Source organism: Photobacterium indicum (genome assembly GCF_003026215.1).
GTDB lineage: Bacteria > Pseudomonadota > Gammaproteobacteria > Enterobacterales > Vibrionaceae > Photobacterium > Photobacterium indicum.
In genome coordinates, this window is the sequence record NZ_PYOC01000007.1 from 206946 (window position 1) to 232362 (window position 25417).

26 protein-coding genes are annotated in these 25417 nt (G+C 39.6%); 16 read left to right on the forward strand and 10 right to left on the reverse strand.

Annotation, left to right across the window (positions count from 1 at the left end):
• Positions 1-39: 39 nt before the first annotated feature.
• From C9J47_RS18460 to C9J47_RS18475, 4 genes are all read right to left on the reverse strand, one after another.
• Positions 40-726: a lipid-binding SYLF domain-containing protein gene (locus tag C9J47_RS18460; protein WP_211321770.1), complete on the reverse strand. Its 687-nt coding sequence runs from the start codon at positions 724-726 to the stop codon at positions 40-42.
• Between the two features lie 65 nt (positions 727-791).
• A complete protein-coding gene (gene mog / locus C9J47_RS18465) occupies positions 792-1325 on the reverse strand; it encodes a molybdopterin adenylyltransferase (protein WP_011220728.1) in 534 nt (177 codons plus the stop codon).
• Between the two features lie 179 nt (positions 1326-1504).
• Positions 1505-2953 carry an NAD-dependent succinate-semialdehyde dehydrogenase gene (locus C9J47_RS18470; RefSeq protein ID WP_107254807.1) on the reverse strand — a complete coding sequence of 483 codons (1449 nt, stop codon included), beginning with the start codon at positions 2951-2953 and terminating at the stop codon, positions 1505-1507.
• A 197-nt stretch (positions 2954-3150) separates the two neighbouring features.
• Positions 3151-3603, reverse strand: a complete 453-nt coding sequence (locus tag C9J47_RS18475; protein ID WP_011220726.1) for a methyltransferase family protein — start codon at positions 3601-3603, stop codon at positions 3151-3153.
• A 288-nt stretch (positions 3604-3891) separates the two neighbouring features.
• Between C9J47_RS18475 and C9J47_RS18480 the strand changes: the two genes are divergently transcribed.
• The 3 genes from C9J47_RS18480 to C9J47_RS18490 all read left to right on the forward strand — a co-directional run bounded on the left by C9J47_RS18480 (position 3892) and on the right by C9J47_RS18490 (position 6645).
• The gene (locus tag C9J47_RS18480) at positions 3892-4398 is read left to right on the forward strand and encodes a M48 metallopeptidase family protein (protein ID WP_107242524.1); all 507 of its coding nucleotides are present in this window, start codon (positions 3892-3894) and stop codon (positions 4396-4398) included.
• Between the two features lie 104 nt (positions 4399-4502).
• Positions 4503-6113, forward strand: a complete 1611-nt coding sequence (locus C9J47_RS18485) for a putative bifunctional diguanylate cyclase/phosphodiesterase (RefSeq protein ID WP_107254808.1) — start codon at positions 4503-4505, stop codon at positions 6111-6113.
• Positions 6114-6219: 106 nt separating this feature from the next.
• Positions 6220-6645 (forward strand): DUF3010 family protein, encoded by a 426-nt coding sequence (locus tag C9J47_RS18490; protein ID WP_006229337.1) that lies wholly within the window; start codon positions 6220-6222, stop codon positions 6643-6645.
• Positions 6646-6780: 135 nt separating this feature from the next.
• Here C9J47_RS18490 and C9J47_RS18495 read toward each other — a convergent pair whose 3' ends face one another.
• From C9J47_RS18495 to mrcB, 5 genes are all read right to left on the reverse strand, one after another.
• Positions 6781-6996: a DUF3820 family protein gene (locus tag C9J47_RS18495; protein ID WP_107254855.1), complete on the reverse strand. Its 216-nt coding sequence runs from the start codon at positions 6994-6996 to the stop codon at positions 6781-6783.
• A 77-nt stretch (positions 6997-7073) separates the two neighbouring features.
• On the reverse strand, positions 7074-7691 hold the full coding sequence (locus C9J47_RS18500) for a fumarylacetoacetate hydrolase family protein (protein ID WP_107254809.1): 618 nt from the start codon (positions 7689-7691) through the stop codon (positions 7074-7076).
• Positions 7692-7936: 245 nt separating this feature from the next.
• Positions 7937-8530, reverse strand: coding sequence for a YceI family protein (locus C9J47_RS18505; RefSeq protein WP_107254810.1), 594 nt, complete (start codon positions 8528-8530; stop codon positions 7937-7939).
• 193 nt (positions 8531-8723) lie between these two features.
• Entirely contained in the window at positions 8724-9278 is a 555-nt protein-coding gene (locus tag C9J47_RS18510) for an NUDIX hydrolase (RefSeq protein WP_170107545.1), read from the reverse strand.
• Positions 9279-9388: 110 nt separating this feature from the next.
• A complete protein-coding gene (gene mrcB, locus C9J47_RS18515; RefSeq protein ID WP_425440609.1) occupies positions 9389-11758 on the reverse strand; it encodes a penicillin-binding protein 1B in 2370 nt (789 codons plus the stop codon).
• Between the two features lie 290 nt (positions 11759-12048).
• Between mrcB and C9J47_RS18520 the strand changes: the two genes are divergently transcribed.
• The gene (locus tag C9J47_RS18520) at positions 12049-12495 is read left to right on the forward strand and encodes an exoribonuclease R (RefSeq protein ID WP_107254813.1); all 447 of its coding nucleotides are present in this window, start codon (positions 12049-12051) and stop codon (positions 12493-12495) included.
• A gap of 139 nt (positions 12496-12634) precedes the next feature.
• Here C9J47_RS18520 and C9J47_RS18525 read toward each other — a convergent pair whose 3' ends face one another.
• A complete protein-coding gene (locus C9J47_RS18525) occupies positions 12635-14344 on the reverse strand; it encodes a phospho-sugar mutase (RefSeq protein ID WP_107254814.1) in 1710 nt (569 codons plus the stop codon).
• Positions 14345-14901: 557 nt separating this feature from the next.
• Here C9J47_RS18525 and C9J47_RS18530 point away from each other — a divergent pair.
• Genes C9J47_RS18530 through C9J47_RS18585 form a run of 12 tightly spaced genes read left to right on the forward strand, consistent with a single transcriptional unit; the run spans position 14902 to position 25417 of the window.
• Entirely contained in the window at positions 14902-15090 is a 189-nt protein-coding gene (locus tag C9J47_RS18530; RefSeq protein ID WP_107254815.1) for a Flp family type IVb pilin, read from the forward strand.
• A gap of 31 nt (positions 15091-15121) precedes the next feature.
• The gene (locus C9J47_RS18535; RefSeq protein ID WP_107254816.1) at positions 15122-15628 is read left to right on the forward strand and encodes an A24 family peptidase; all 507 of its coding nucleotides are present in this window, start codon (positions 15122-15124) and stop codon (positions 15626-15628) included.
• A gap of 15 nt (positions 15629-15643) precedes the next feature.
• Entirely contained in the window at positions 15644-16990 is a 1347-nt protein-coding gene (locus C9J47_RS18540; protein WP_107254817.1) for an orc1/cdc6 family replication initiation protein, read from the forward strand.
• Positions 16983-17777 (forward strand): Flp pilus assembly protein CpaB, encoded by a 795-nt coding sequence (gene cpaB / locus C9J47_RS18545; protein WP_107254818.1) that lies wholly within the window; start codon positions 16983-16985, stop codon positions 17775-17777. Before C9J47_RS18540 ends, cpaB begins: the two co-directional genes overlap by 8 nt.
• A gap of 18 nt (positions 17778-17795) precedes the next feature.
• Positions 17796-19265, forward strand: coding sequence for a type II and III secretion system protein family protein (locus C9J47_RS18550; protein ID WP_107254819.1), 1470 nt, complete (start codon positions 17796-17798; stop codon positions 19263-19265).
• 8 nt (positions 19266-19273) lie between these two features.
• Positions 19274-19525, forward strand: coding sequence for a hypothetical protein (locus C9J47_RS18555; protein WP_245903526.1), 252 nt, complete (start codon positions 19274-19276; stop codon positions 19523-19525).
• A gap of 39 nt (positions 19526-19564) precedes the next feature.
• The gene (locus C9J47_RS18560) at positions 19565-20866 is read left to right on the forward strand and encodes a pilus assembly protein TadG-related protein (protein WP_107254821.1); all 1302 of its coding nucleotides are present in this window, start codon (positions 19565-19567) and stop codon (positions 20864-20866) included.
• Complete coding sequence (locus tag C9J47_RS18565; RefSeq protein ID WP_107254822.1) at positions 20866-21312, forward strand: TadE/TadG family type IV pilus assembly protein; 447 nt, start codon at positions 20866-20868, stop codon at positions 21310-21312. The genes C9J47_RS18560 and C9J47_RS18565 overlap by 1 nt, the downstream gene beginning before the upstream one ends.
• A complete protein-coding gene (locus C9J47_RS18570; RefSeq protein WP_107254823.1) occupies positions 21312-21800 on the forward strand; it encodes a TadE/TadG family type IV pilus assembly protein in 489 nt (162 codons plus the stop codon). The genes C9J47_RS18565 and C9J47_RS18570 overlap by 1 nt, the downstream gene beginning before the upstream one ends.
• A 13-nt stretch (positions 21801-21813) precedes the next feature.
• A complete protein-coding gene (locus C9J47_RS18575) occupies positions 21814-23052 on the forward strand; it encodes a CpaE/TadZ family protein (RefSeq protein ID WP_107254824.1) in 1239 nt (412 codons plus the stop codon).
• A gap of 2 nt (positions 23053-23054) precedes the next feature.
• Positions 23055-24443 (forward strand): TadA family conjugal transfer-associated ATPase, encoded by a 1389-nt coding sequence (locus C9J47_RS18580; protein ID WP_107254825.1) that lies wholly within the window; start codon positions 23055-23057, stop codon positions 24441-24443.
• The gene (locus C9J47_RS18585) at positions 24443-25417 is read left to right on the forward strand and encodes a type II secretion system F family protein (RefSeq protein WP_107254826.1); all 975 of its coding nucleotides are present in this window, start codon (positions 24443-24445) and stop codon (positions 25415-25417) included. The genes C9J47_RS18580 and C9J47_RS18585 overlap by 1 nt, the downstream gene beginning before the upstream one ends.

Below are 25417 nucleotides of genomic sequence, written 5' to 3' on the forward strand. Positions count from 1 at the left end.
ATCTCATGAATTTTAATATCAAGTTTAAAAAGCGACTTATCATTGCGTTAAATCGGTATCAATCCAATACTTAGAACCAGACACGTTTGCATCAAGCAGCAAACCTTTTTCACCTATTTGATAAATAGCCATTCCACCATTATATTTCGCTGTTAATTCTGCACTTTCAGTACCCGCAACAGCGCCCATTTCTGATGTTGCTTCCCAGCCATCTTTCACAAAACCATCAAATGTTTTTTGATCTTCAAAAAAAATGATTTGCTGGTAGAACTTTCCACCAAGCCCTGCAGCCAAACCCGCACCAAACATTTTCATGTAGGTACGCTTGTTTGTCTTACGATTAACCGCGACACCCGCACCTTGGTTAGTGTGCAGCATCAATGAAAATTTTCGGGAATCAAAAACAGCATAACCATAAGCGGAATCAAACAGCAGCTTTGCCGAGGGTTGCTTATCAAATAAACGAGCAAGTGCAGTATCAGACATTGTATTCAATGCTTTTCGAGCTTCTTCAGGGGTCTCTGGTTCTAACATCTCATTTAGCTTAGCTTCACCAGATTCCCATGTTTCTTTCGAAAAGTCAGATACACTATCCCATGCATCTTTGCTGGTATCACCGATTGCACTTCCTAAATCAGATGCGGAATCTTTTATTTTATCCCAGCTGGCATGCACGGGTAAAACGAATAAACCCAAAGCGATAATAATGGCTCTATATTTCACGATACTGCCCTCATATAAAAACGGTAGCCATAAGGCTACCGACTTGTAAATTAGTTAAGCTGAAGTCATTACTTCTGCTTTGGACGGAAAGGCTTAATCACTTCCTCGTTACACTCAAGGAATGGACCTTCCATCAAATCGATACAATAAGGTATAGCAGGGAATACTGCATCCAGACACTCACGGATAGATTTTGGCTTGCCCGGTAGATTTACAATCAAGCTATCACCACGAAGACCCGCCGTTTGGCGTGATAAAATCGCTGTCGGTACAAACTTCAATGATTCAGTACGCATTAGCTCGCCGAAACCTGGCATCATACGGTCACATACAGCCTCTGTTGCTTCTGGCGTTACATCACGCTTTGCAGGGCCAGTGCCGCCTGTCGTTACAATAAGGCTACAATCTTGCTCATCAGCCATCTTGATAAGCGTTGCTTCAATCACGTCTTGCTCATCAGGGATCACTTGGTATACAGGCTCCCAAGGCGATGTTAAGTAGTCATTCAACGTATCGATAATTGCTTGGCCAGAAATATCTTCGTAAACACCTGCGCTAGCACGGTCACTTACTGTCACAATACCGATTTTCGCTTTACTCATCTGTTATCCCTCAGACCTTAATAGATCTTATTTTGTTAGTTATTGGTGCATTGTAATCCATAACTGCCGCATAAAACGGATTCCATTTATCACAATAACCAAATGAATTATTTGAAATGCAATATTAAGGAATAATCGTGTATGGATAAAGAGAAAGATAAGGTTTCCGTTTTTAAACCTTACAGACCGCCCATTAGCATGTACTTTGTTTCCATGTAATCACAAATCCCCTGTCGAGCACCCTCACGGCCAAGGCCAGACTCTTTTACACCACCAAAAGGCGCAACTTCAGTAGAAATTAATCCTTCATTTATACCTACCATACCGAATTCGAGACTTTCACCCATACGCCATGCACGCTGTAATGATCGCGTATAAACATATGATGCTAAACCTGAATCTGTATCATTTGCACGGGCAATAACTTCATCTTCTGTCGCAAAACTGAATACTGCAGCCAGAGGGCCAAACGTTTCTTCAGTAGCAACACGCATTTCATCGGTAACATGTGTAATAACATGTGGGGGGAAGAAGTTCGTTGATGAATCAGCTTTTTCACCAAATGCTAAGGTTGCCCCTTTTTCTAAGGCATCTGTTACATGGCTTTGTACTTTTTCAGCAGATGCTCGATTAATTAATGGACCAATTGTAGCGCCATCGGTAAAACCGTCAGCCATTATTAGTGTTGATACTCGCTGAACCAGCTTTTCAACAAAGACGTCATACACTGTTTCATGTACATACAAACGGTTTGCACACACACAGGTTTGACCTGCATTACGGAATTTAGCAACCATAACGCCGTCAATAGCTGCATCCAGATCTGCATCTTCAAACACGATAAATGGTGCATTACCACCTAACTCTAAAGACAATTTTTTCACTGTTGGAGCAGATTGCGCCATTAACAACTTACCGACAGCAGTTGAACCCGTAAAAGAGATTTTCTTAACCACTTTACTCTTCGTCAGCTCACCACCAATGGCAACAGCATCACCCGTGATAACGTTGAATAACCCTGCTGGTAACCCTGCACGTTCGGCAAGTTCAGCCAATGCAAAAGCACTAAATGGAGTGTCTGGCGCTGGTTTTAGTACAACGGCACAACCTGCAGCAAATGCAGGGCCACATTTACGAGTGATCATTGCGGCTGGAAAATTCCACGGTGTAATAGCCCCTACAACACCAATCGGTTCTTTTGATACAACAATTCGAGCGTCGGTTTTATGGCTTGGTATTACTTCACCGTATGTACGTTTCGCTTCTTCGGCAAACCATTCAATAAAATTAGCGGCGTAAATCACTTCACCTTTGGCTTCAGCAAAAGGTTTACCTTGCTCTGTTGTCATGATGGTCGCGAGATCATCGATATTTTCTAAAATAAGTTCATACCATTTACGTAACGTATTTGAACGCTCTTTAGCTGACACTTTCTTCCAGCTTTGAAATGCTCGCTGTGCAGCCTCAATAGCATGCAAGGTTTCTTCATGCTCCATTACAGGTACATAGCCGATAATTTCACCCGTCGATGGGTTTGTAACAGGCTCTACTTTGCCGTTTTCAGCGGTTACCCATTGGCCTGCGATATAACACTTTTGTTTAAACAAACTGGGATCATTCAGATTCACTTGGAATTTCCTTTCGACAGTGCACAAGTTAATGGCTTGAATTTTAATAGCATATACATATACCCAAGTTACCTCAAAAGTGAACACTGTTCACAATGCTATGCTATTAGCCCATTTCAGGCAAGCTCACGATCTTATAGCAGCAAAACAATAACGAATATTGCTCATCACGTATGGATATACCCAAGTTACCGCAACTAGCACCAGCGGCGAACTTCACTGCAATACTTTTTGTAATCATCTCCAAATATAGCGGTAAGCACTTCTTCTTCAGGCTCTATTTGAAAGTTATTCATGAAAAAGAAAAAGATACCAAGCATCAAAAAACATGATATTGCACCTAAGTAAAAGATAGCGGCTAATTGAAATAGCACTAATCCTAAGTACATAGGGTTACGAGAATAACGGTATATTCCAGAGGTAATAAGACGAGATGCCTTTTGTGGCTTCCTTGGATCAATCGATGTTCTGGCTTTCGCAAACGACACGATGCCAGCTAGCCCAAGAATAGCGCCTAGAAAACAAAAAATAAGAACGACAAAAGATTGCCCAGGAAAAACGAATACCCAAAGTGGCCAATACATTGCCAATAAATACATTCCGCCAAAAGATAGCAACAGCAATAGCGGTGGTGGTAGTTTAAGACTCATAAAGAAACTCCATATGTATGATTCTGTCTATCGCTGAATTCAATAAATCAGTGCAACTCTAGTACAATAAAGCGACGTTATAAACTAAGTATATAGCGCCATACCCTATCTATTGATGCGCCGTGCAAATAATAACAACCATACAGATTTAGCTAAGGAATACGGTGACAAGTCGCATAAATAGTACAAGTATTTTACCGATATTATATTGCCAGAACTAAGTAAGACTTATAAAATCAGCCCGCTTTCTCATTTACTGTTTTTCATGTGTTATCGAGATAATTTTCTATGCAAGAATTGAAATACCTCCAAGGTTACTCTTCTGATTTAACTAGCCAAGTACAAAAACTGATTGATAGTCAAAAACTTGAAGCATTATTACTAAAGAAATATCCCGATAATCACAACATTAAAACAGAGAAAGCCCTGTATGATTATGTTGTTGAAATTAAAAACCAATACTTAAAAAAGTCGGCCCCCATTAGCAAAGTTGCATACGATAATAAGATCAATGTTATTCACCATGCTTTAGGCCTTCATACATTTATCTCTCGAGTACAAGGTGGAAAGCTAAAATCTAAGCACGAAATCCGTGTTGCTTCAGTGTTCAAAGACGCACCATTGGCTTTTTTACGCATGATCGTCGTGCATGAGCTTGCCCATCTTCGAGAAAAAGAACATAACAAATCTTTCTACCAATTGTGTTGCCACATGGAACCCAATTATCACCAGTTAGAATTTGATATGCGTTTATACCTAACTCAGGTCGATATTTCTCGCAGTTCAAAATACTAGCCTCATTAATACACCAAGTAACCTCAAAGTACATGACTCTGAGTAAGCTTAGCGAGTCTTTTGAGATGGCTTCGATATAAACATATAGAATAACTGAGCAAGAAATGAATTATATCGCACCCTTTTTTACATTGTTCAGTACACTAATTCTACTACTATCCATTAGCCCAATATTGTCGATTTGTGACAAAAACAACCATAAAGGCTGGCGTACTATCGCCGTGTTTTTAATCTTTTTCATTTTTGGTTCAGTCACTTATACAATTCTACTTTTATTGCTTCCTTTCAGCCCATTAGAACTTTTTATTGCTCCTATTTTTGCAATTGGTAGTTTATTTACCCTGCTAGTCATACACCTTAGCTTGAAGAGTATTCACCAATATCAAATCACGGCAATGAATGAGCGCTTTAACGCTCAACATGACGCACTAACAGGGCTTAAAAATCGTCAGTTCATGTGGCAAAACTTAAAGCTTAAAACCCAGAACAAGCAACATTTTGCCTTAATGCTTATCGATCTCGATAACTTTAAACAAGTTAATGATGCATTTGGTCACTTAGCGGGAGATGCTTTACTGAAAGCCATGGCTACACGTATTCAAGCAATATTTAAGAAAAAAAACACAATAAATAATAGTGTCGAGCTCATTCGATTAGGAGGTGATGAATTCGCCATCATTCTAGATTACACAAAGAAAAGTGAAGTTACCGATTGTATTCAGCTACTACAAAACATCTTAAAAAAACCTTTTTTCATTCGTGGAACTATGGTTCATATTCAAATGAGTATTGGTATTGCCTGTTACCCTGAGCATTCTTGCAGTATCACTGAATTAATAAAATCGGCAGATGCGGCAATGTACAAAGCGAAGAAACAAGCATCTGGTTTCTGTTTTTACTCAATAGAGTATGAGCGAAGTTCGATACAACACATTCAGCTTAACGATAAAATTCGTAACGCACTCGCTAAGAATGAATTTTCATTGCATTACCAACCTATTTTTGAAAATGATGGTCGAACAGTTTATAGCTTAGAAGCATTAATTCGCTGGCAACAGCAAGATGGTAGTTATATATCTCCTTCTTTATTTATTCCTGTCGCAGAAAAAGCAGGGCTAATTTCATCTATCACACAATGGGTGATCCACGCTGCTTTTACCCAGCTTGAAATATGGCAAGACTTAGGACATTACCGACACCTTCAGATTAATTTATCTGCGTGCGATTTACAAAATGATGGCATTGTTGATTACTTAAAAGAACAATTAGACACTTTTAATATAAACCCAAATCAAGTCATATTAGAAATAACAGAAAGTGCCATGATTGCTGATATTACCTTGGCAAAAAATGCACTCAGAAAGCTTTACGCACTTGGAATTACACTAAGTGTTGATGATTTTGGTTCAGGTTATACATCATTGACTATGTTAAGTGATATGCCAATAAAACAGATAAAAATTGATGCTCAATACGTGATTGAGATGAGCCGTAAAAATAATAATTTTGCCATCATTTCATCCATTGCTTTTCTGGCGAACAGTATCGGTGCTAAGGTCGTTATTGAAGGTATTCAAAACCAAAAAGTACTGACTAAAGTTTCAACATTAGAAACCGCACTGTTACAGGGTCACTTCCTTAGCCATCCCATGAAAGCAGAACAACTTGAACCGATGTTTTCATCAACAATTAAAATAATGAGCTTACAACCTTAGAAGCCGATTGGAATAATTGGTTTTTTCATGATTTCTGATTGAAAGCCTGACAATAGTTCGGGTTTTAGCCTACAATGTTCAGCTAGAAAAATGATTAGGTGTTTACATGAAAATTTGTGCTGTTGAGTTACGAAGCAACGAGGCAATTATTTGTCTTCTTTCTCTAAAAGATGGTCTGTTCGATCTTCCTCAGTGTCGTACTCAGAAGTTCATCATGCAGGACTCTCTTGATAACGAACAAATGAGAGATTTCCAATTCGCATTTAAAAAGCTATTGGATGATTACAAAGTTGAGCGTGTTGTTATTCGTACTCGTGAAACACGTGGTAAGTTCGCAGGTAGTTCTGTTGGCTTTAAACTAGAATCAGCGATTCAGTTAATTGAAGGTCTTGAAGTAGACTTCATGACAAACGCTGATATTAAGCAAAAGCTTAAGCGTAACCCGATGGGAATTGATTTCCGTGCAACGGGTCTACGTCAGTTCCAAGAAGCTGCATTCACAACAGGTTACGCTTACCTAGGTAAGTACTAATCGATTACATGCTGTGACTGTAAAGTGTCTGTGTTACCGACGCTTCTACTATAAGAACATATGAAAAAGGTACGGCATAAGCTGTACCTTTTTCTTTTGTGAGCACTCAATGATTTGATTGAATTGAACCTGCGACTAATCACACCTCAAAGGCCGAATCACCGATTCTAACCCTTCAATTTTAAACTCCAGCGCCAATGCCATTAGCGTGCCTAACTCTCCCTCTGGAAAGCCTTGCTTTCGAAACCACAGCAAATATTCCTCAGGTAGGTCAATCAATACTCGCCCACTGTACTTTCCAAATGGCATTTTCATATTGGCTAGTTTGATTAGGTGTTCTTTTTGAAACATAAAGTTATTTATCCGCATTTAACTGATGCTAGGGTTCTTTAAGCACTTACACTGCTGTAACTGCTTGTATGCGAAGATTATACGCTTGCAGTCCATTGCTGGCTAACCAGCGTTTTTCCATTTTGTGTCACTGTACCGATATACACATCACCCGCGATTATTTTACCCACGCCTTTGGGTGTGCCTGTCATGACGATATCACCATTCGTTAATGCCATGAAAGTTTGTATTTCAGCTAATATCTCATCGGGCTTATAGAGCATTAATTGAGTATCACCTTCTTGAATTAACGTATTATTGATACTTAACGTTAAACCCAATAAAGACGCTTCAGGTTGTAATGATACAAATTCACTGAATACAGCTGAACCATTAAACGCTTTGCTGCGTTCCCACGGAAGAGATTTCGATTTCAAAACATTTTGTATACTGCGTTTTGTTAAATCAATGCCGAACGCCACGGCACTGAACTTACCATTTTGATAAAGGAAAGAGATCTCTCCTTCATAATGCAGTTCATCGCCATTATGTGATGCAAGTAAGGATGAAGATATAGCAGAGTTAGGTTTTACAAATAGTACCATTTCATTTGGTACTTCATTACCCAGTTCATGAATATGCTCTACATAATTTCGCCCAACACAAACCACCTTGTTTGGTGTTATAGATGATCCATCTAACGTAATTTGATTCATTTTAATCCCTTAATAACGACTGTCACTCTGCTTTAAAGGCAACGATATCACTAAACACATAGATACCAAAGCAAGCGTAAAACGCAAGATTAACCGTCCATTCAGAGTATTGAATACAGAAGAGAGCGTATTGAGTTACTTTGACAGGGCTAGCATCTTGAGGTGACTTGGGTATAGCGATAACAAAAAGCCGCACGCTATTTAGTCAATAAACTGCGGCTTTCTATAACGGGGGTTATATAGTGCTAATTCTTTTTCATAAAAAAAAGCTGCACGTTTACAGGTACGCTTGTTGCGATAGAATTAAGCTTTGCCACTTGTTGTAAGGCTGCAACACCACCATCCAGCTTAAAAGCCGCAGAATCGATCACGATAGAGTTAATTGAATTAACTTGTAACCCACCATTTTCAAGCCCTGTCACTTGCAGGTTAGCCGTTAATAGTTGTTTATTACCGTGTAAATCGAGATCAAATTCAACCTCAACCGGCATCGTCTTTCCAGCAGACAAGTCTGATAATGCATCAGAATCTACAGTTGCACTTAGGGTCGCAACAGGGAATTGCCCGGTTTCAAATAACATCTCTTTCATTCGATCATCACGGATTGATATCGCAGTATCGACGCTAGTAAGGTCTATCGAGATTTTAACGTCACCGTTATCAGTTACTGAACCACTCACATTTCTAAATTGATGCATTTCTGTTACTGCAGCATTTTTCACCGACATAAAGTTAATATTCGAATCTGTCGGGCTAAGTGTCCAATCTGCCAACACCGATGATGAAAAGCTGACTAATGCGATACCTGTTGATAGAAATATATATTTTAAAAGCTTCATAAACCGCCCTGTGATTATTTAAACCGATTTCATGACTATAGGCTAAAAATACCCCATTAAAGTCTTTTCATCTGATTTTTAGAGCTTGCTCTGATTACAAAACCTAAATTTTTACCACAAAAAAGCCTGCAATCATGCAGGCTCTTTATAAACAAAAGATAAGAAACAATAAGCCTTTACTTGAACAAAGCTATTAGCTCGCTTTCTTTAATTCAGATGTTAATGCTGATGACGATAACAACTCATCGACGATCAATTTCAATAAAAAAGTTTCACGTTCTATCGACATGCCTTTTTTATCACTATTGGCTATCGTCTCTTCGTTATGGGCAATCGCCTTATGGATATTCATCCAAACAGGTTTCATCCCATTTTTGATTTCGTAATCTTCAAAGCGTGTCTCACCAAGTTCAGCATCAATGGTACATACAAAACAATATGATTCCATATGAACGATATCAAATTCAGGCTTATACCAAGGTCGGTATTCTTCATAAATACCAAATGCACGAATATCACGAATATTTTGCGCACCAGTTTCTTCTTGAAGCTCTCTAATCAAGCCCATTACTGCATCTTCACCGTCATCAATACCACCACCGGGTAAAGTGTAATCATGATAACGAGCGGTATAAAGCATAAGAATATTTTCACCGTCAAGAATGATACCGCGAGCCGCTTTACGATGAAAAACAGTGCCATCTAAACCTGCAATATCAGGATGCACAGAAGACTTTAATAAACGCATAGCTTGTAATAATGGCATTAATTTTGTCGCCTAATTCAATTCGAAACGAGAAAAGTCGGCTATTCTAACGTAAAAACTCACTCGTTTCAGGTAATCTGTAAAATGCCGTATTACCAATTAAACAATTTTTGTAAAAAGCCTTCCACACTCTTAACGCAACTTGGTTGAAGATTTCCTTTTGGATCCCATGCTGGCAACTTACTTTGCCCCACACAACTGGCTGAATATGTACCATTCTGTGATTGACTGTATGTGAAGTTGGTAATTTGAGCAGGGCGACGTAACACTAATGCTTCAGGATCACGCTGCTTAATATAATCAGAATACAACCTTAAAGCCCCAGAAGAACCCGTTAGATTAATCCCCTTATTGTCATCTCGCCCCATCCAAACTGTCACCACTTCACGTCCATCAATGCCAACATACCAGCTATCACGACTTTTATCTGTCGTACCGGTTTTACCCGCTAAATGTGATGAGGGAAATTGTGCATTCAAATAACGACCAGTACCAGTCGAAACTACTTTTTGCATACCATACATCGTTAACCAAGCAGCTTGTGCAGGTACGGCAGCTGATGATGTTGGCCAATTTTGGTAAATGATATTGCCTTTGCCATCTGTTACGGCGCTTAATGCTGTTAGCTCGGCTTTATGACCACCACTCGCAATGGTTTGATACATCTGGGTTACTTGCAATGGTGTTAATGTAAATGCGCCTAATAACATAGATGGTAACTTGGGCACTTCTTTTCGATCGACACCCAGTTTATCAAGCGTATCAATCACGGTATCAAGCCCAACAGCCAAACCAAGGTTCACGGTAGGAATATTATAAGACTTAGCTAAAGCTTGATACAACGGCACTTCACCACGATATTGACGATCATAGTTACGTGGCGACCAATTCTCACCTTTAGCTCCTTTTAACGTAAGCGGTCGATCTTTCAAGCTTGTTGCGAGAGAAAAACGTTCTGGCTGTTCAAGTGCAGCAAGATAGATGGCAGGTTTAACGATAGAACCAATCTGGCGTTTGGCATCAATTGCACGGTTAAAGCCAGCATATCCCGGACGACTTCCGCCTACCATTGCTCGAATTTCGCCAGACATACGATCGGCAATAACAACGGCAGTTTCTAGTTCTTTACCTGCTTTTTTCTCTAATTTGGGCACCGCCTGTCGAACCGCGAGTTCTGCTTTTTCTTGCGATAAAGGATCGAGCGATGTGAATAATCGTAAACCTTTGTCTGGCTGATAATCATCTCCAACATTCGCTTTTAGTTCTCGTTTAATTTGCTCAAAATACGCAGGCTGTCGATTAGCAATCTGACCTTTTTCTTGTAAATCTAATGGTAACTTTATTGCGGCTTCATAATCTGCTGGCTCTAGCTGTTTTGAATCTACCATCAAGCTGAGAATTAAATCACGACGTTGTTTCGCACGCTCAGGGTATCGCCATGGATTATAATATGATGGACCCTTTACTAGCCCCACCAGCAAAGCTTGCTGATCGACACGTAACTCAGACAAAGGACGTCCAAAATAGAAACGTGATCCCAACGCAAATCCATGAATAGCATCTGCCCCACTTTGTGCTAAATACACTTGGTTTAAGTAGCCATCAAGGATCTGATCTTTGTCATAACGATAATCAATGATTAACGCCATGTACGCTTCTTTGAACTTACGCCATAAACTACGTTCACTACTTAAGAAAAGGTTTTTAGCAAGCTGCTGGGTAAGTGTACTACCACCTTGAACGGTTCTACCCGCTTTTAGATTAGCTAAAAACGCACGCGCAATCGCAACGGGAGAAACACCATCATGCTCATAAAAATTGCGATCTTCTGTCGTGAGCAAAGCTTGAATTAATGGCTCAGGCATTTCATCTTTCGGTAAATAAATACGTTGCTCTTCGGCTTTTGCTTCTAACATACCTAGCATTTTAGGCTCTACACGAAGAAAGCCTAATTCTCGGTTTGACTCGATTTCTGAAATGCGTTTAATCGATGCATAGTCAAAATCAACCACAACATGTCGAGCGCCTTCAATGCCTTCTTTAAATTCAAAAGGACGACGTACAAACTCAACACGCTGACGGCTTACCGAATACTCACCACTTTGCTTTGGTGAGGCAACTTTTCTGTATTTTAAGACCTTAAGTTCGTTAACTAAATCATCAAATCGAATTGGAGCACCCGGCTGAAGAGTCAGTTCACGCGCATAGACAACCGAAGGTAACTGCCAAAGCTGCCCTTCAAATTTTTCACTTACGGTTTGGTTGAGTGAAAAGCCCATCCATACCATGCTAACCGTACCCATTATTACGGCACCAATCAGCGAGCGCTTAATCCACACACGTTTCGTCTTCTTTGGTGACGTAGAAATAGGTTGCTTACCGTCGGAAGACGCTGATTTTGGTGCTGTCTTAGAATCATCAAGTGGTGAGCTTGGTTCGTGCTGTTTGTGTTTATCTGACATCGTCATAAATAGTACTTATTGCTCAGATAACGCCTGAGTCTTACCCTGCTGTGTAATTGGCCCACAATCTTTTGAGAGAGCTCTAATGGGCGCATAATAAGGAATAAGCGCCCTATAAGTGTCATGCTTTTGTCAGAGCGCAATGTTAGCAAAACATGCATAGACCAAAGCATGCACAAACAAAAGCACTTTAACTATAAAGATGGTAATTCAATAGAAAATCCCTCAAAATACGCGCCCGTTTATCGTTAATGCGATAAATATATATTGAACAATTGCTGAGAATAACTATGGAACGCGACTACAAACTTGAATGCCTGTTGACTATGCCACGCCACGAGCTAGAAGAATTTAGTCACCGTGTTATTAGCCGCATGGTACCTGAAGATGTTATGCAGGAATTGTTCACGTTCGATCAAGAAGAAATCGATAGTGACGAGCGTATGCGCTCAGCTCAACTAGATGCCATGTTACGTATGACGTCTATCGCATTAGGTGAAGTAAAAGTTGCGTTCTCTGATTCAGAAAATGCAAATCAGAATGCTATTCGTATGACTCGTCTTATTCTGTGGCATTTTTATGCGATGTCATTCAACCTTGAAGCAGCAGTCACACTTGAACAGCACTGTGAGCAAGTTGAAACTATTTTAGTCGACGCGCCTGATAATGCTTTTGGCTGGATTAAGGTACTGACTGAGTTATTGCACAAATATGCAGAACTCAGCGACAAGAAATAACAATTACTCAATATAACAATCATTTAATTTGTAAGAGCAAACACGCATAAAACAAAAAAGCCGCACTCAGCGGCTTTTTTAATGGGCATCGAAAAATAGTATCGAGTCCTGAAACAGGTATACGTGTTCAGTGCTATAACTAGCTGGCAATAGATGCCTGATGCTGCAAGATCAAATCATTCATTGCAGACTCTGCACGTTGCTGAGCATGCTCAAGCGTATCTTCATGAATCATTGGTTCTACAACTTCGTAGTAGCATTTTAACTTGGGTTCTGTTCCAGAAGGACGTACGACAACACGTGCCCCACTGTCTAAATGGTAAATCAATACATCACTCTCGGGTAAATCTATATCTTCAAACGTCCCATCTTGAAACATTCGCTTAGATGACTTTAAATCATCGGTTTGCAAAACAGTTTGGCCTGCAATCTGCATTACAGGGTTAGCGCGTAACTTATCGCCAATAGGCGGCGCTGATGGGTCGAGTGCAATACTTCGCTGAGCATTAAGGTACAAACCATGCTCACGATAAATCGCCTCGAGTTGATCCCATATTGTTTGTCCGTTACTGGCTAACTCTGCGGTTAATTGTGCAAATGCCACCAAAGCCGACAAACCATCTTTATCCCACACTTCACTACCGACGGTATAACCCAAGGCTTCTTCATAAGCGAATAAGAATTGACTGGTTTCCGTTTCTTGTTTCATGCCTACATTCGTTAACCACTTAAACCCCGTTAGTGTTTGATAATAATTAGCACCAGCAGATTTCGCTATTTGCTCTAATAAGCTTGAAGATACGATCGTCGCACCGACTAAGTTTTGCTCAGATTTTACATGCGATAACAAATAATGACCAAATAGTACGCCGACTTGATCACCCGTTAGCATTTTGTATTCGTCATTATCTAGCTGCACAGCAACGGCAAAGCGATCTGCATCTGGGTCATTGGCACACGCTAAAGTCGCACCATGTTTTTTTGCTTCAGCTATCACCATATCCATCGCACCTGGTTCTTCAGGATTGGGGAAATTAACTGTAGGGAATGCACCATCAGGCTCACGTTGTGCAGCGACACTATAAACATGATTAAAGCCTGCATCGTGTAACAGGGTTTCTGCCATATTCGCACCAACACCATGCATGGCGGTATAGGCAAGGCTGATACCATCAGGTTGAGTATGATTTGAAAGTAATGGGTTTTCATTCATGGTTCGACGGTATTCTTGGTAGAAATCATCATCAAGCCACACTAATAGCCCTTGTTGATGGGCTATTTCTAAATCCATTAAATGCAGTTCTTGTTGCGCGGCAGCATCAATTTCAGCGGCAATACCTGAATCATGCGGTGGAATAATTTGCGCCCCATTGCCCCAATATACTTTAAAGCCATTGTAAGCTGGTGGGTTATGGCTGGCGGTCACCACAATACCAGCGGCTGTGCCTAGGTGTTTAACCCCAAATGCAACAAGAGGTGTGGCCGCAACGCGTATCGTAAGGTAAACCTTTATGCCGTGAGCCGTTAATGCTGATGCCGCATCGCAAGCAAATTGCTTTGAGTCGGGTCTACCATCGTAACCAATTACCACCCCACGATATTCAGCATCATGCTCTTGTGCTTTTAAATAATGTGCTAAACCAATGGCAGTTTCTTGGATCACTAAACGATTCATTCGATTAGGCCCAGCACCAACAATCCCTCTTAAACCTGCGGTACCAAACTCTAAACGACCATTAAATCGATCTTCTAACTCGACTGACTCTTGCGAATCAATCAACCTTTCTAGCTCTTCTCGAGTTTTAGGATCAGGGTCTCTTGATAGCCAACGAGAAATTATAGTCTTCATTCTGTCTGTTCCTACTACGTTAATATCTCACCAAAATACCACAAATGATATTCATTCGCATTTAGTTTCTTTGTATATACATCTTAATAATTGAAACAACAAATTAATTTCGCTAAATACAGTATAGAAGTTATCGTCACAACCAAAAATGAAGATAAAGCTCACCTTACTAATCCGGTACTTTTATAATTGAGCAACGTAAAATAACTTGGCTTTAAAATCTTGCTAAATGACTAAAAAAACAGACAACATTATTAATAAAACCCAGCACCAATGAATTTTTATTAATTAATTCCAACACTTAGCAATACCGCCGCTGGATTCAAATAATAAGTACAAAACGCCTAGCTTTTAAGGCAAATTAATATGAAACTCAACTAATAGTAATTGTGTATGTTTAAATATTAAATAAATATTTTTTACACTTTAAAACATATAGTTAGAATTAATATTATTTAAGTGTCAAAAAAATACCACAAAAAAATATGGGCTGAACTATTGTTAAATTAGCTTGGGTTGTTAGACAAGCAACATTAAAACCTTACAGGAGTATTACCATGCAGAATTTCAAACAGTCTCTAATCGAATTTTGGAAAGACGAAGAAGGACTAACAACGGTTGAATATGCGATTGCAGGATCACTTGTTGGGGCTGCTGTCGTAACGGCATTTACAGATTTAGGCGGCGCTGTTGGTGACGTGATAGACGGTATAACCACTGATATTGGTGGTACACCTACTCCTTAATAATAAATTATAGTATTTAGCGAGTCTGATAATGAATATAGTGATCCTTAGCGTTGTTATTTATTCTGCCCTCTATGACCTTAGAGAGAATAAAATACCTAATCATGCCATTATTGTTTTAATTTTTCTTGGGTTAACTCAAGCAATAATGTCATCATTGGCAATAGGATCACTCGATTTTCATTACCTTACCGACGCCTTATTAGGGCTTATTGTAGGCTTATTGGTTTCTATTATATTGCATTATCTCGGCCTATTTGGCGCTGGGGATGCAAAACTGCTCGCGGCTCTGGGTATTGTGGTTGGCTTCCCTAACATATTGTTATTAATTTCGATGTCTGTCGTTTTTTCCGGGGCATTATCATTACTATTAATGATTTGTAAACATGACTTCATACCCAACTTTAGACGCTGGGCAAATATTATCGTTTATCAATTCTATCAGTCACCTGAAGCTGATTCCATTGCGATAAATGCTGTTCCTATGGGTGGGGCTATTTTACTCGCCACACTCTATTGCGAATTTTATATGTTTTAATTATGAGGCTAATCTATGATGCATTCTGCTTCTTCAGTTATCGCTGAATCAACGAATCCTAATGATTTGCTTCCTAAACCACGAACCATTGAGCAAACGGGCATTCCTTCACGGCTACTTGAAAGTTTACTGTTAAAACATTTATCTCAAGCCATTGATTTAGATGTGCCTCACCTTTCACTGTCGATGGCATTACCCGGTAACCTTATCGATATTTTAGCTCAAAAACTCAAAGCAGAAGCGCTCGTTGAAGTGCGGTCTGATTTAAGAATCGATAAAGGTATCCGTTATGCGCTAACCAAGAAAGGGATGTTATTTTCCCAGCATGAGTTACAACGCGATGGATATCTTGGGCCGACCCCTATTCCTCTTTCACTTTATAAAAAAATTGTTACCTCACAAAGCTTAAATAAAGAATCGGTGACGCCTAAAAGCCTCAAAGAAGGGTTAAGCGATTTAATATTGCCAGAAAAATTGGTTGGTCAGTTAGGGCCTGCACTTAACTCAGGCAGAGCCATATTTATTTACGGTTTGCCGGGCACGGGTAAAACTTATGTTTCTCGTCGCCTTGTAAGAATGTTCAATTCTAACGTCTATATTCCTCATTCAGTGTGTATCGGGCATCAAATATTACAAGTTTACGACCCGATTATTCATGAGAAAGTGAGTTCTACACCCGCAAGCTCAGCGCAAAGTTTACGCCTAGATAGCGGGCATGATGAGCGCCTACTTTTATGTAAACGGCCTGAAGTCGTGGTCGGTGGTGAGCTAACCGATAAAATGTTTGAAGTCTCTTATGATATAGCCCATAAAATAAACCGCGCCCCGCTTCAAATGAAAGCCAATAACGGTATTTTTCTCATTGATGATCTTGGTCGTCAAAGAGTCTCTGTAGATACAATACTCAATCGCTGGATTGTTCCTTTAGAAGAAAAAATCGATTACCTTGCTATGGCTTCAGGTGAACACTTCGACATTCCATTCGAGCAAGTATTAGTTTTTTCTTCTAACATTCACCCAGCCAAGCTTGCCGACGATGCTTTTCTTCGTCGTATTGGTTACAAAATTGAATTTGAACCGATATCGATTAGTGATTATCAATATCTATGGCAACAACAGGGTTTATTTCATGATTTAAGCATTCCAAGTGAAAGCCTTAAGCATGTTATCGACACCCTCCATAAGAATCATAATATTCCGTTATTACCTTGCTACCCAAGGGATCTTGTGACCATGTGTCGCAATCAAATTGATTTTTTCCAGCTTGAAAAACATATAACCCCATCACTTATTGATAGTGTCTGGAGCAGCTACTTTGTTGATCGTGCTGAGCATGATGTATTAGGAGGTACACATGGCTAAAGGCAAGATATTTCTGACCTTATTCATTTCAATCATGATGGGTCTTGGCGCGCTAATATTGGCTAACAACTGGTTACAATCAAAACAAGCCAACCTCAATGCGCAAACTAAACCTGCAGAGCAAGTTACAGAGGTTGAAGTTCAAATAAAAGAAGTCATGAAAGAAGAAGCTAAAGTACCAAGAGTAACGGCTCAACAAAGAATTCCACTGGGCACAAAAATTGAAGCTAAGCATCTTAGCATCGAATACTACCCTACAGATCTAGTAAAAAGTAAAGGGTATGAAACACCAGAACAAGTCGTGGGTATGCTTGCTCAGAATGAAATATTTGAAGGTGACCTATTACGAAAAGAACGCCTTGTAACGCCTGGAGAAGGGACAACGCTTGCCGCTTTAATTTCACCGAATATGCGCGCCGTTACCATTCGAGTGAATGATGTTATTGGTGTAGCAGGATTCTTATTACCCGGTGATTTTGTCGATGTTATCTACACCAAAGAAAAATCAAACAACGCTATAACAGTATTAAAGAAAATTAAAATTCTCGCAGTCGATCAAACAGCCCGAACAGATGATTCAAAACCCGTTATTGTTCGTGCTGTCACATTAGAATTAACCCCGAAACAAGCTGAGTCTTTAGTCACAGCTAAATCTAAAGGTGAATTACAGCTTTCACTGCGTAATCCCAATGATATTGAACAAAAAAAGCGTGTTTATCGTCGCACAACCGATGCAGTAACCATTATTAAAGGGACTGACACAAGTCGTGTCAACGTACGCATATAGTCACATGGAGTCAATAAAATGGAATTTACAGCGATAAAAGCCCTTTACAACAAATGCATGATTTTTATAAGTATTCTGTCTTTCAGTTTATTTTTTTCTACCAATGTTAGTGCGACTAGAACTGAAAGTATCTCAGTACCACACAATAAATCACGTTTGGTTGAAATTCCAGGAAGAGCAAAGAAAATATCTGTTGGTAACCCAGCGATTGCCGATATTTTAATTCTTCGTTCAAACAAGATTTATGTGTTAGGCAAGCAATTCGGCACCACCAACGTCATAATTTGGGATTCAAGAGATCAATTAATCACAGTATTAGATGTCGAAGTTACGCACGACTTGAACGCGTTAAAATCCAAGTTATATGAATTCATGCCCAATGAAAAAATTTCAGTTTATACCAGCCAAAATAAATTAGTGCTAAGTGGTGAGGTCTCTAGCGCTGATAAAATCGCGACCGCGGTTGAAATAGCAAACACCTTCACAGCTGACGGTGAAATTATTAATTTAATGGCTGTTGGTGGCTCACATCAAGTCATGTTAGAGGTTACCGTCGCCGAGGTACAGCGATCATTGGTGCGTGAATTTGATTCTAAATTTGTTTTTGCCCATCAAAGCGGAAATTGGACATGGGGAGGAGCAAGTGGCGGAGCAAGTGTGCCTAGTAATGTAGGTATAATAGATCCCATTATAGATGCCGCAATTTCAAACCCACTAAGCATTGACGATAACGGTTTATTCGCAAGTTTCTTAAGCAGTAACACCCTCTTTGCTGCCGCTTTTGACATAGCAAAAACAAATGGGTTAGCCAAAGTATTAGCAGAACCCACCTTAACCGCCATAAGTGGTGAAGAAGCAGAGTTTATTTCTGGGGGTGAATTCCCGATACCGGTTCCGAATGATGAAAATATTACCATTGAGTTTAAAGAATTTGGTGTCGCTTTAAAATTTATTCCTACCGTAATGTCTGCCGACAGCATCAACCTCGCTTTGAATATCGAAGTGAGTGAAATATCGAACCAAAATGCCGTTTCTATAGCTCCTAGTGGTACTAATACTCAATTTTTTGTTCCTTCCCTTTCAAAGCGTGGAGCCAAAACAACCATAGAACTTGGTAATGGTCAAACAATCGGTATTGCTGGGTTACTCAATGAAAACATTACTGATGTCGTAGAAAAGCTGCCTGGTTTAGGTGATTTACCCATTATTGGTCAATTATTTCGTAGCCAATCATTTCGTAAAGGTGAAACTGAACTTGTCATTCTTGTTACCCCTCGCTTAGCCAAACCTGTACGTAAACAAGATATTACTCTACCAACAGATAATTTTGTTGAACCCAACGATTGGGAATACTACTTACTGGGTCGTATGAGTGAACTAAAACGTAATGCACCAGCAGAGAATAGCTATACACAAACGTCTACCTCTTCAAGTTACAGTATTGCACCTGATGCGGGTTCTGAAGGTCGATTTGGGCATCAATTATAAGGGATAAAATGATGAAAATTATTATGCTTGTGACCTTTGTTATGGCTGTTTCTGTATCAAGTTGCTCGAACGAATTTAACTTGGGTGATAGTCGAAATAAAATGCTCCGCATGCAAACTGTCGATCCATTAGCTGAAAATAAAGTACCGGTGGGTTCTCCTCCTTACAGTGGTAAAAAAGCATCGAAAGCAATCACTTCTGGCAATGAAGGGAAGGAAGGAAAAGACTTAAAAAATAAAACATTAATCGACGAGTCATAAGAAAGCCAATAGATATATTGCAGAGAATAAGGAGTTTCCATGGTTATTAGACGGATTAATGCATCGCCCTACCGCGCTCAGAAAGGCGTAGTGGCCATTTTTGCAACATTAGCCATGGTCGTTTTAATTGGTGCGGGCGCGCTTGCTCTAGATGTCGGTAATTTGATTTTATCCAAAGGTAAACTGCAAAATCTAGTCGATTCGGCCGCCCTTAGCGCTGCAAAAGCGATTGCTTCAGGGGGTGATCAAGCTGCGGCTATTCTGGCTGGAAATGAAGCCATTAATAATAACCTTATATTAGATGGTTTTGGTTCCATGACCATTGATGGCACTGATATTCATTATGAATTTTCAGAATCACTGCCCTTCGATTCATCAACAAGTACTACCACCTCACCGTATGTAAGAGTGCGCATAGAAGATGTTGATGTAGCTGATTACCTTGTTATCATCTTTAATATTGATATGTCAGCAAGATCTTCAGCTGTAGCCGGACCGAGTAGCAGTTTGGGAGGAACCTGTAACATCGTACCCCTCAGTGTTTGCCAAGGGCCGGATACTGGCGAGGATGGCAGCAACATTTCAGGCTATGAACAAGGTTCACTGCACGTACTTAAAGCATCATTACAAAATGACTCCAGTATCGGTGCTGGTAATTTCATGCCAATGGCGCTATACGATGCTGACGGTAATCTAAATAAAGGGGCAGATGCCTATAAAAAAGCTCTGGCCGGTGATTATGACGCATGCTTAGATTTTAGTAATGAAACAATCACATCTGAACCGGGCAACAAGGTTGGTCCCTCATTGGCTATAGATTCCCGCTTCTTTGAGGATAAAATCGGTAACAAGACATATTATCCAGATACACACCCCGAATACGATAAAGCCAACCCTCTTCAGGTCCTCACAGAAACGGATGACAGTGGGGTTGCTAGCTATCAAACTACACAAGCGCCTCTAGATAGTGGAAGCTATTTTGATCAGTATATGGATTACTATATAGAAGAAAAGAATCAAAGCTATGATGCCTGCCTTGATGGTAGTTGCGGGCGTGATTTTCGCCGTATCCTCACCGTTCCGATTATTGACTGTGACGCCATACCCAAACCTGGCAGAACAGCTGTTCCCTTCAAGGGCTTCGCTTGCTTCTTTCTGGTACAGCCTGTAAGTGCAACCAATCACGTTGATAAGAGTAATGGGCAAGGTAATGGTTCATGGATCGTTGGTGAGTTCATCAAAAATTGCCGTAACAATACAGGGGAGCCCGGAATGGCTCCCAATGATAAAGGCCCTTATAAGATTGTACTGTTTAATGATCCTGATAGTGAGGATTCATAATGAAAAGAATACGAGTTCAACAAGGCTTGGCCATGGTAGAATTTACTATAATTCTACCCGTTTTATTAATATTACTTCTATCGATCTTAGAACTGGGCCGTGCCTTTTATCAATATTCAGAATTAGAGAAATTGAGCCGCGATAGCACTCGCTACCTTGCCAATGTGATTGCATCTGGAACAACTGGTGTTTATTCGTTAACAGACTCACAGGTAACTCAAGCCAGTAATCTTATTGTTTACGGTACAATCGGCGTAGGTAACGATAGTTTACTCCCCTTACTAACCACTAATCATGTTTCTGTCACTCTAGATAATAATTATGTACAGGTTGAGGTGGCTTACCCTTTTCAACCTGTGTTATCAGTATTACCTAATTTTTTTTCTGGTGATGATACTTCTCTCAACTTTACTATGACGTCTAGTTATACGATGAGGGTACTGTAATGAAATCATTAACGCTAAATAAAAGACAACGTGGAATAACCATTGTAGAGTTCAGTATTGTCGCAACTTTATTTTTTATCATTATCTTTGCAATCATTGAATTTGGGCGTTTAATGTTTACTTGGCATGTGCTAAATGAAACTAGCAGGCGTACCGCACGATTAGCCAGTGTGTGCCAAGTTACCACCGCAGAGCAAGCCGACATATTAACTGCTGCTATTATTAATGATGTGCCATTACCAAACTTTACGGCAAACAATATCCAGATCATATATTTGGACAGTAGTGGTGAAGAAATTACTGACTCATTAACAGATGAGTCAACATTTCTTACCATTAGGTTTGTCGAAGCAAGAATCATAGACTACGAAATAAATTTAATTATTCCACTGGCTACCTTTGGTGTTGATTTTTCCGCCCCCAGTTTCACAACCCAATTACCTCGGGAAAGTTTAGGCGTTACTCGTACCGGCTTATCTGACTGCTAAAGAATGGTGAAGTATGAATAATTTACAAGCAGTAGAAAATAAAACAAAGAGTGCTAAGCAACCATTAGTGACCCTTTTAAATGGCTGGGTTATTAGTAATAATGTTCAATTCACATCTCACCTTTCCGCTTACATTTCACAGTGGTCGAATGCAAAGTTTATCAGTATCACTAGCTCAGAAGTCGAGCACAGTTTAAGTCAATTAAAAGAATCAACCACACCTGATTTAATTCTAATGGATGGAAAAGATGACTGGCAAGCACTTACCATATCGCTAAAACAGACGCTAAAACAAGACTCACTGATACCCGATATTGTATTACTGGTTGACCATGCAGATACAACCATAATGCGTCAAGCGCTTAAATTTGGCGTTAAGGATGTATTAACAATTCCATTTGGTGAAGAAGAGCTGGATCAGGTATTTTTTGATTGTGCCGCGATAAAGAAAAACAACGTTACATTAGGAAAAGTAAGTGTTTTTATTAATGCAAAAGGCGGAATGGGTGCATCTATAATATCGACAACTGTCGCACATATGGTAACGTTACAGCATACCTCTCCACCAGTACTCATTGATACAGATGCCCAATTTGGCTGTATATCGGATTTACTCTCAACCAGTTCAAAATTCACACTCAGTGACGCCTTAGAACAAACAGACGAACTTGATGAATACGCTTTACAAGGGCTGCTATCAAAACATAAATCAGGGTTACGTTTTATTTCCAGTCGTAAAGACAAATTGTTTGACACTATACCCACACACTCCCCTCTTGCATTTAACCAATTTCTAACTAAATTGAGGGCTAACTTTGAACATATAATTATAGATATGTCGCGCGGTATAGAAAAGTTCACTTTGCCAGCCCTATCAGAAGCCGAATATATTTTTATCGTTGTGCAACAGAATGTACCAGCAATCAGAGAGGCTGCAAATTTAATCAAACAAATAAAACATCTTTTAGGGGTTAATGACAATAAATTTAAGATTATTGTTAATCGTTATTCAAAGAAGATTGAAATAACACCTGATGAAATAAAAAAATCACTGCATATTGATGAGCTGCTTTTAGTTCCTAATGACTTTCAATCAGTGAGCGCTTCAACCAATTTAGGCGAACTACTTGCCACTCACTCTAGCAAGCAACCGATTATTAAAGAAATGAGAGCAATCTCTAACATAATACTCAATAAGAACGAAAAACAGCTGAAAGGCATGAAACGGTTATTTTCATTCATAAGGAATTAGATATGTTTTTTAAAAAGGAACCACCAGCAGAGCTGATTATAGAAAATAACCCCGTAAAAGTTAATACCGAGGTTAAAGAACAAGAATCAAGACCACAACAGCACTCTATCAGTGAGAGTGATCGCCGAATTAAAAAAAATCTTCTCGAAGAATTATTTAACTCACTTGATTTATCACTGATAGAAACTCTAGATAGAGATCAAGCAAAAGAACAAATTTTTGATGCTGCCTCTACCTTGCTACTTGACCAAAATGTCCCTTTAAACGCAGATGCACGTATAAGAATCATCAACGAAATCATTGATGAAATTCTAGGGCTTGGCCCCTTAGAACCTTTATTAAAAGACCCTACAATTTCGGATATTTTAGTAAATGGCCATAGAAGCATTTATATTGAACGAAAGGGTAAATTAGAAGCGACAGAAGCCCAATTTAGAGATGATGCCCATTTATTAAATGTCATTGATCGCATTGTTTCACTTGTCGGACGTCGTATTGATGAAAGTTCACCAATGGTTGATGCACGACTCAAAGATGGCTCAAGGGTAAATGCCATTATTCCGCCTTTGGCTATCGATGGTCCTTCATTGTCTATTCGACGTTTTGCGGTTGAAAAGTTGGACATAGAACAACTCTTAGACTACGGAAGCCTAAATAAACCCATGGCAGATTTACTACAAGCCATTGTTAAGGGACGTTTAAATGTTTTAATTTCTGGCGGTACTGGTTCAGGAAAAACAACAACGCTTAATATTTGCTCAGGTTTTATCCCCTCGAATGAGCGCATTATTACTATTGAAGATTCTGCAGAATTACAACTTCAGCAACCGCATGTCGTAAGATTAGAAACAAGGCCTCCAAATATCGAAGGCAGCGGCGCAATAACCCAAAGGGAACTGGTTATAAACTCGTTACGTATGCGCCCAGATCGTATTGTAGTTGGAGAGGTTCGTGGCGGTGAAGCCGTTGATATGCTCGCAGCCATGAATACGGGTCATGATGGCTCAATGACCACCATTCACGCCAACACGCCACGAGACGCATTAGGCCGTATTGAAAATATGTTTGCCATGGCAGGCTGGAATATGCCCATAAAAAATGTACGCGCACAAATAGCTTCTGCGGTTCATATTGTTGTGCAGTTACGTCGAATGGAAGATGGTAAGCGCCGTATTACCAGCATTGTAGAGCTGAATGGTATGGAAGGTGAGGTAGTTACCATGACCGAGCTTTTTTGTTTCAAGCGTATGGGTATCGATGAACAAGGTAATGTATTAGGGAATTATCAAGCCACGGGCAATGTTCCTTCATTTGTTGAAGCCTTTAAACATATGGGTATCAACCTGCCTTATTCACATTTCACACCTGATAATAGTTTACGGGGGCAATAATGGGGTTTGATATAAAAATATACTTACTTGTCTTTTTTATAGCGGCCGTTGTAGTTTCGCAAACCGTATTGGTATCTTCTACTGGCTCACGAGCAAAACGTTCTCGCTTGTTAAAAAATAAGCTGGAATTAATCGCAGAAACGGGCAATGGTCAAAATCAACAATCACTATTGCGTAAACATTACCTCGATAAACTGACCCCTACAGAACGCAAACTGGAAAACAATGCTGTGGGTGAATACTTATCTGAACATTTAACATTAGCAGGGCTTGAATGGAAAGCATATAAAACTATTTTTTGGTTAATCATAATGAGTATTGTCGCCGCACTTATCACATTGGTGCTTACAAAAAGTATTACTTTCTCCGTTTTTATGCCATTTATAACAATACTTTCATTTACATTCTGGCTTAGATATAAAGCAGAAAAACGTTTGTGCTTATTTGAGGAACAGTTCGTTGAAGCCTTAGACGTAATGAAACGAGCATTGTTAGTTGGCTACCCTTTTACCGAAGTGATGAAAACAGTTAGCCAAGAGATGCCAGCACCAGTTTCAGTAGAATTTGGAAAAACATTTTCAGAATTAAACTATGGGGTTGATATAAAAGTGGCTTTAGCTAATCTGGCACAACGCAACCCTTCTATTAGTGTATTGGCCTTTAATAGCGCTGTTATTATTCAGAAAGAAACCGGGGGGAATCTAGCCGAAACATTAGAAAACCTTTCCGAAGTCATTCGAGGTCGCTTTCGATTGCTCCGTAAGGTTCGTTCATTATCTGCAGAAGGCAGAATGTCGGCATGGATTCTTATGTGTGTTCCCTTTGTTTTAGTCATCATGATTTATCTCTCTACACCCGATTACTTAGACCCTTTATTTGAATCTGATCGAGGTGCAAACCTATTAATGATTACAGGAGTGTGCATGATATTAGGTATGATTTGGATTCGTAAAATACTGCGTATCGAGGTCTAA

Excerpts from the sequence above, each read along its gene's own strand:
- mog (WP_011220728.1), bottom strand. The coding sequence starts at position 1,325 with ATGAGTAAAGCGAAAATCGGTATTGTGACAGTAAGTGACCGTGCTAGC.
- C9J47_RS18500 (WP_107254809.1), bottom strand. The coding sequence starts at position 7,691 with ATGAATCAAATTACGTTAGATGGATCATCTATAACACCAAACAAGGTG.
- C9J47_RS18560 (WP_107254821.1), top strand. The coding sequence starts at position 19,565 with ATGGTTATTAGACGGATTAATGCATCGCCCTACCGCGCTCAGAAAGGC.
- C9J47_RS18550 (WP_107254819.1), top strand. The coding sequence starts at position 17,796 with ATGGAATTTACAGCGATAAAAGCCCTTTACAACAAATGCATGATTTTT.
- C9J47_RS18485 (WP_107254808.1), top strand. The coding sequence starts at position 4,503 with ATGAATTATATCGCACCCTTTTTTACATTGTTCAGTACACTAATTCTA.
- cpaB (WP_107254818.1), top strand. The coding sequence starts at position 16,983 with ATGGCTAAAGGCAAGATATTTCTGACCTTATTCATTTCAATCATGATG.
- C9J47_RS18585 (WP_107254826.1), top strand. The coding sequence starts at position 24,443 with ATGGGGTTTGATATAAAAATATACTTACTTGTCTTTTTTATAGCGGCC.
- mrcB (WP_425440609.1), bottom strand. The coding sequence starts at position 11,758 with ATGTCAGATAAACACAAACAGCACGAACCAAGCTCACCACTTGATGAT.
- C9J47_RS18490 (WP_006229337.1), top strand. The coding sequence starts at position 6,220 with ATGAAAATTTGTGCTGTTGAGTTACGAAGCAACGAGGCAATTATTTGT.
- C9J47_RS18535 (WP_107254816.1), top strand. The coding sequence starts at position 15,122 with ATGAATATAGTGATCCTTAGCGTTGTTATTTATTCTGCCCTCTATGAC.
- C9J47_RS18570 (WP_107254823.1), top strand. The coding sequence starts at position 21,312 with ATGAAATCATTAACGCTAAATAAAAGACAACGTGGAATAACCATTGTA.
- C9J47_RS18520 (WP_107254813.1), top strand. The coding sequence starts at position 12,049 with ATGGAACGCGACTACAAACTTGAATGCCTGTTGACTATGCCACGCCAC.
- C9J47_RS18525 (WP_107254814.1), bottom strand. The coding sequence starts at position 14,344 with ATGAAGACTATAATTTCTCGTTGGCTATCAAGAGACCCTGATCCTAAA.
- C9J47_RS18555 (WP_245903526.1), top strand. The coding sequence starts at position 19,274 with ATGATGAAAATTATTATGCTTGTGACCTTTGTTATGGCTGTTTCTGTA.
- C9J47_RS18575 (WP_107254824.1), top strand. The coding sequence starts at position 21,814 with ATGAATAATTTACAAGCAGTAGAAAATAAAACAAAGAGTGCTAAGCAA.
- C9J47_RS18580 (WP_107254825.1), top strand. The coding sequence starts at position 23,055 with ATGTTTTTTAAAAAGGAACCACCAGCAGAGCTGATTATAGAAAATAAC.
- C9J47_RS18475 (WP_011220726.1), bottom strand. The coding sequence starts at position 3,603 with ATGAGTCTTAAACTACCACCACCGCTATTGCTGTTGCTATCTTTTGGC.
- C9J47_RS18540 (WP_107254817.1), top strand. The coding sequence starts at position 15,644 with ATGATGCATTCTGCTTCTTCAGTTATCGCTGAATCAACGAATCCTAAT.
- C9J47_RS18565 (WP_107254822.1), top strand. The coding sequence starts at position 20,866 with ATGAAAAGAATACGAGTTCAACAAGGCTTGGCCATGGTAGAATTTACT.
- C9J47_RS18510 (WP_170107545.1), bottom strand. The coding sequence starts at position 9,278 with ATGCGTTTATTAAAGTCTTCTGTGCATCCTGATATTGCAGGTTTAGAT.
- C9J47_RS18530 (WP_107254815.1), top strand. The coding sequence starts at position 14,902 with ATGCAGAATTTCAAACAGTCTCTAATCGAATTTTGGAAAGACGAAGAA.
- C9J47_RS18495 (WP_107254855.1), bottom strand. The coding sequence starts at position 6,996 with ATGTTTCAAAAAGAACACCTAATCAAACTAGCCAATATGAAAATGCCA.
- C9J47_RS18480 (WP_107242524.1), top strand. The coding sequence starts at position 3,892 with ATGCAAGAATTGAAATACCTCCAAGGTTACTCTTCTGATTTAACTAGC.
- C9J47_RS18505 (WP_107254810.1), bottom strand. The coding sequence starts at position 8,530 with ATGAAGCTTTTAAAATATATATTTCTATCAACAGGTATCGCATTAGTC.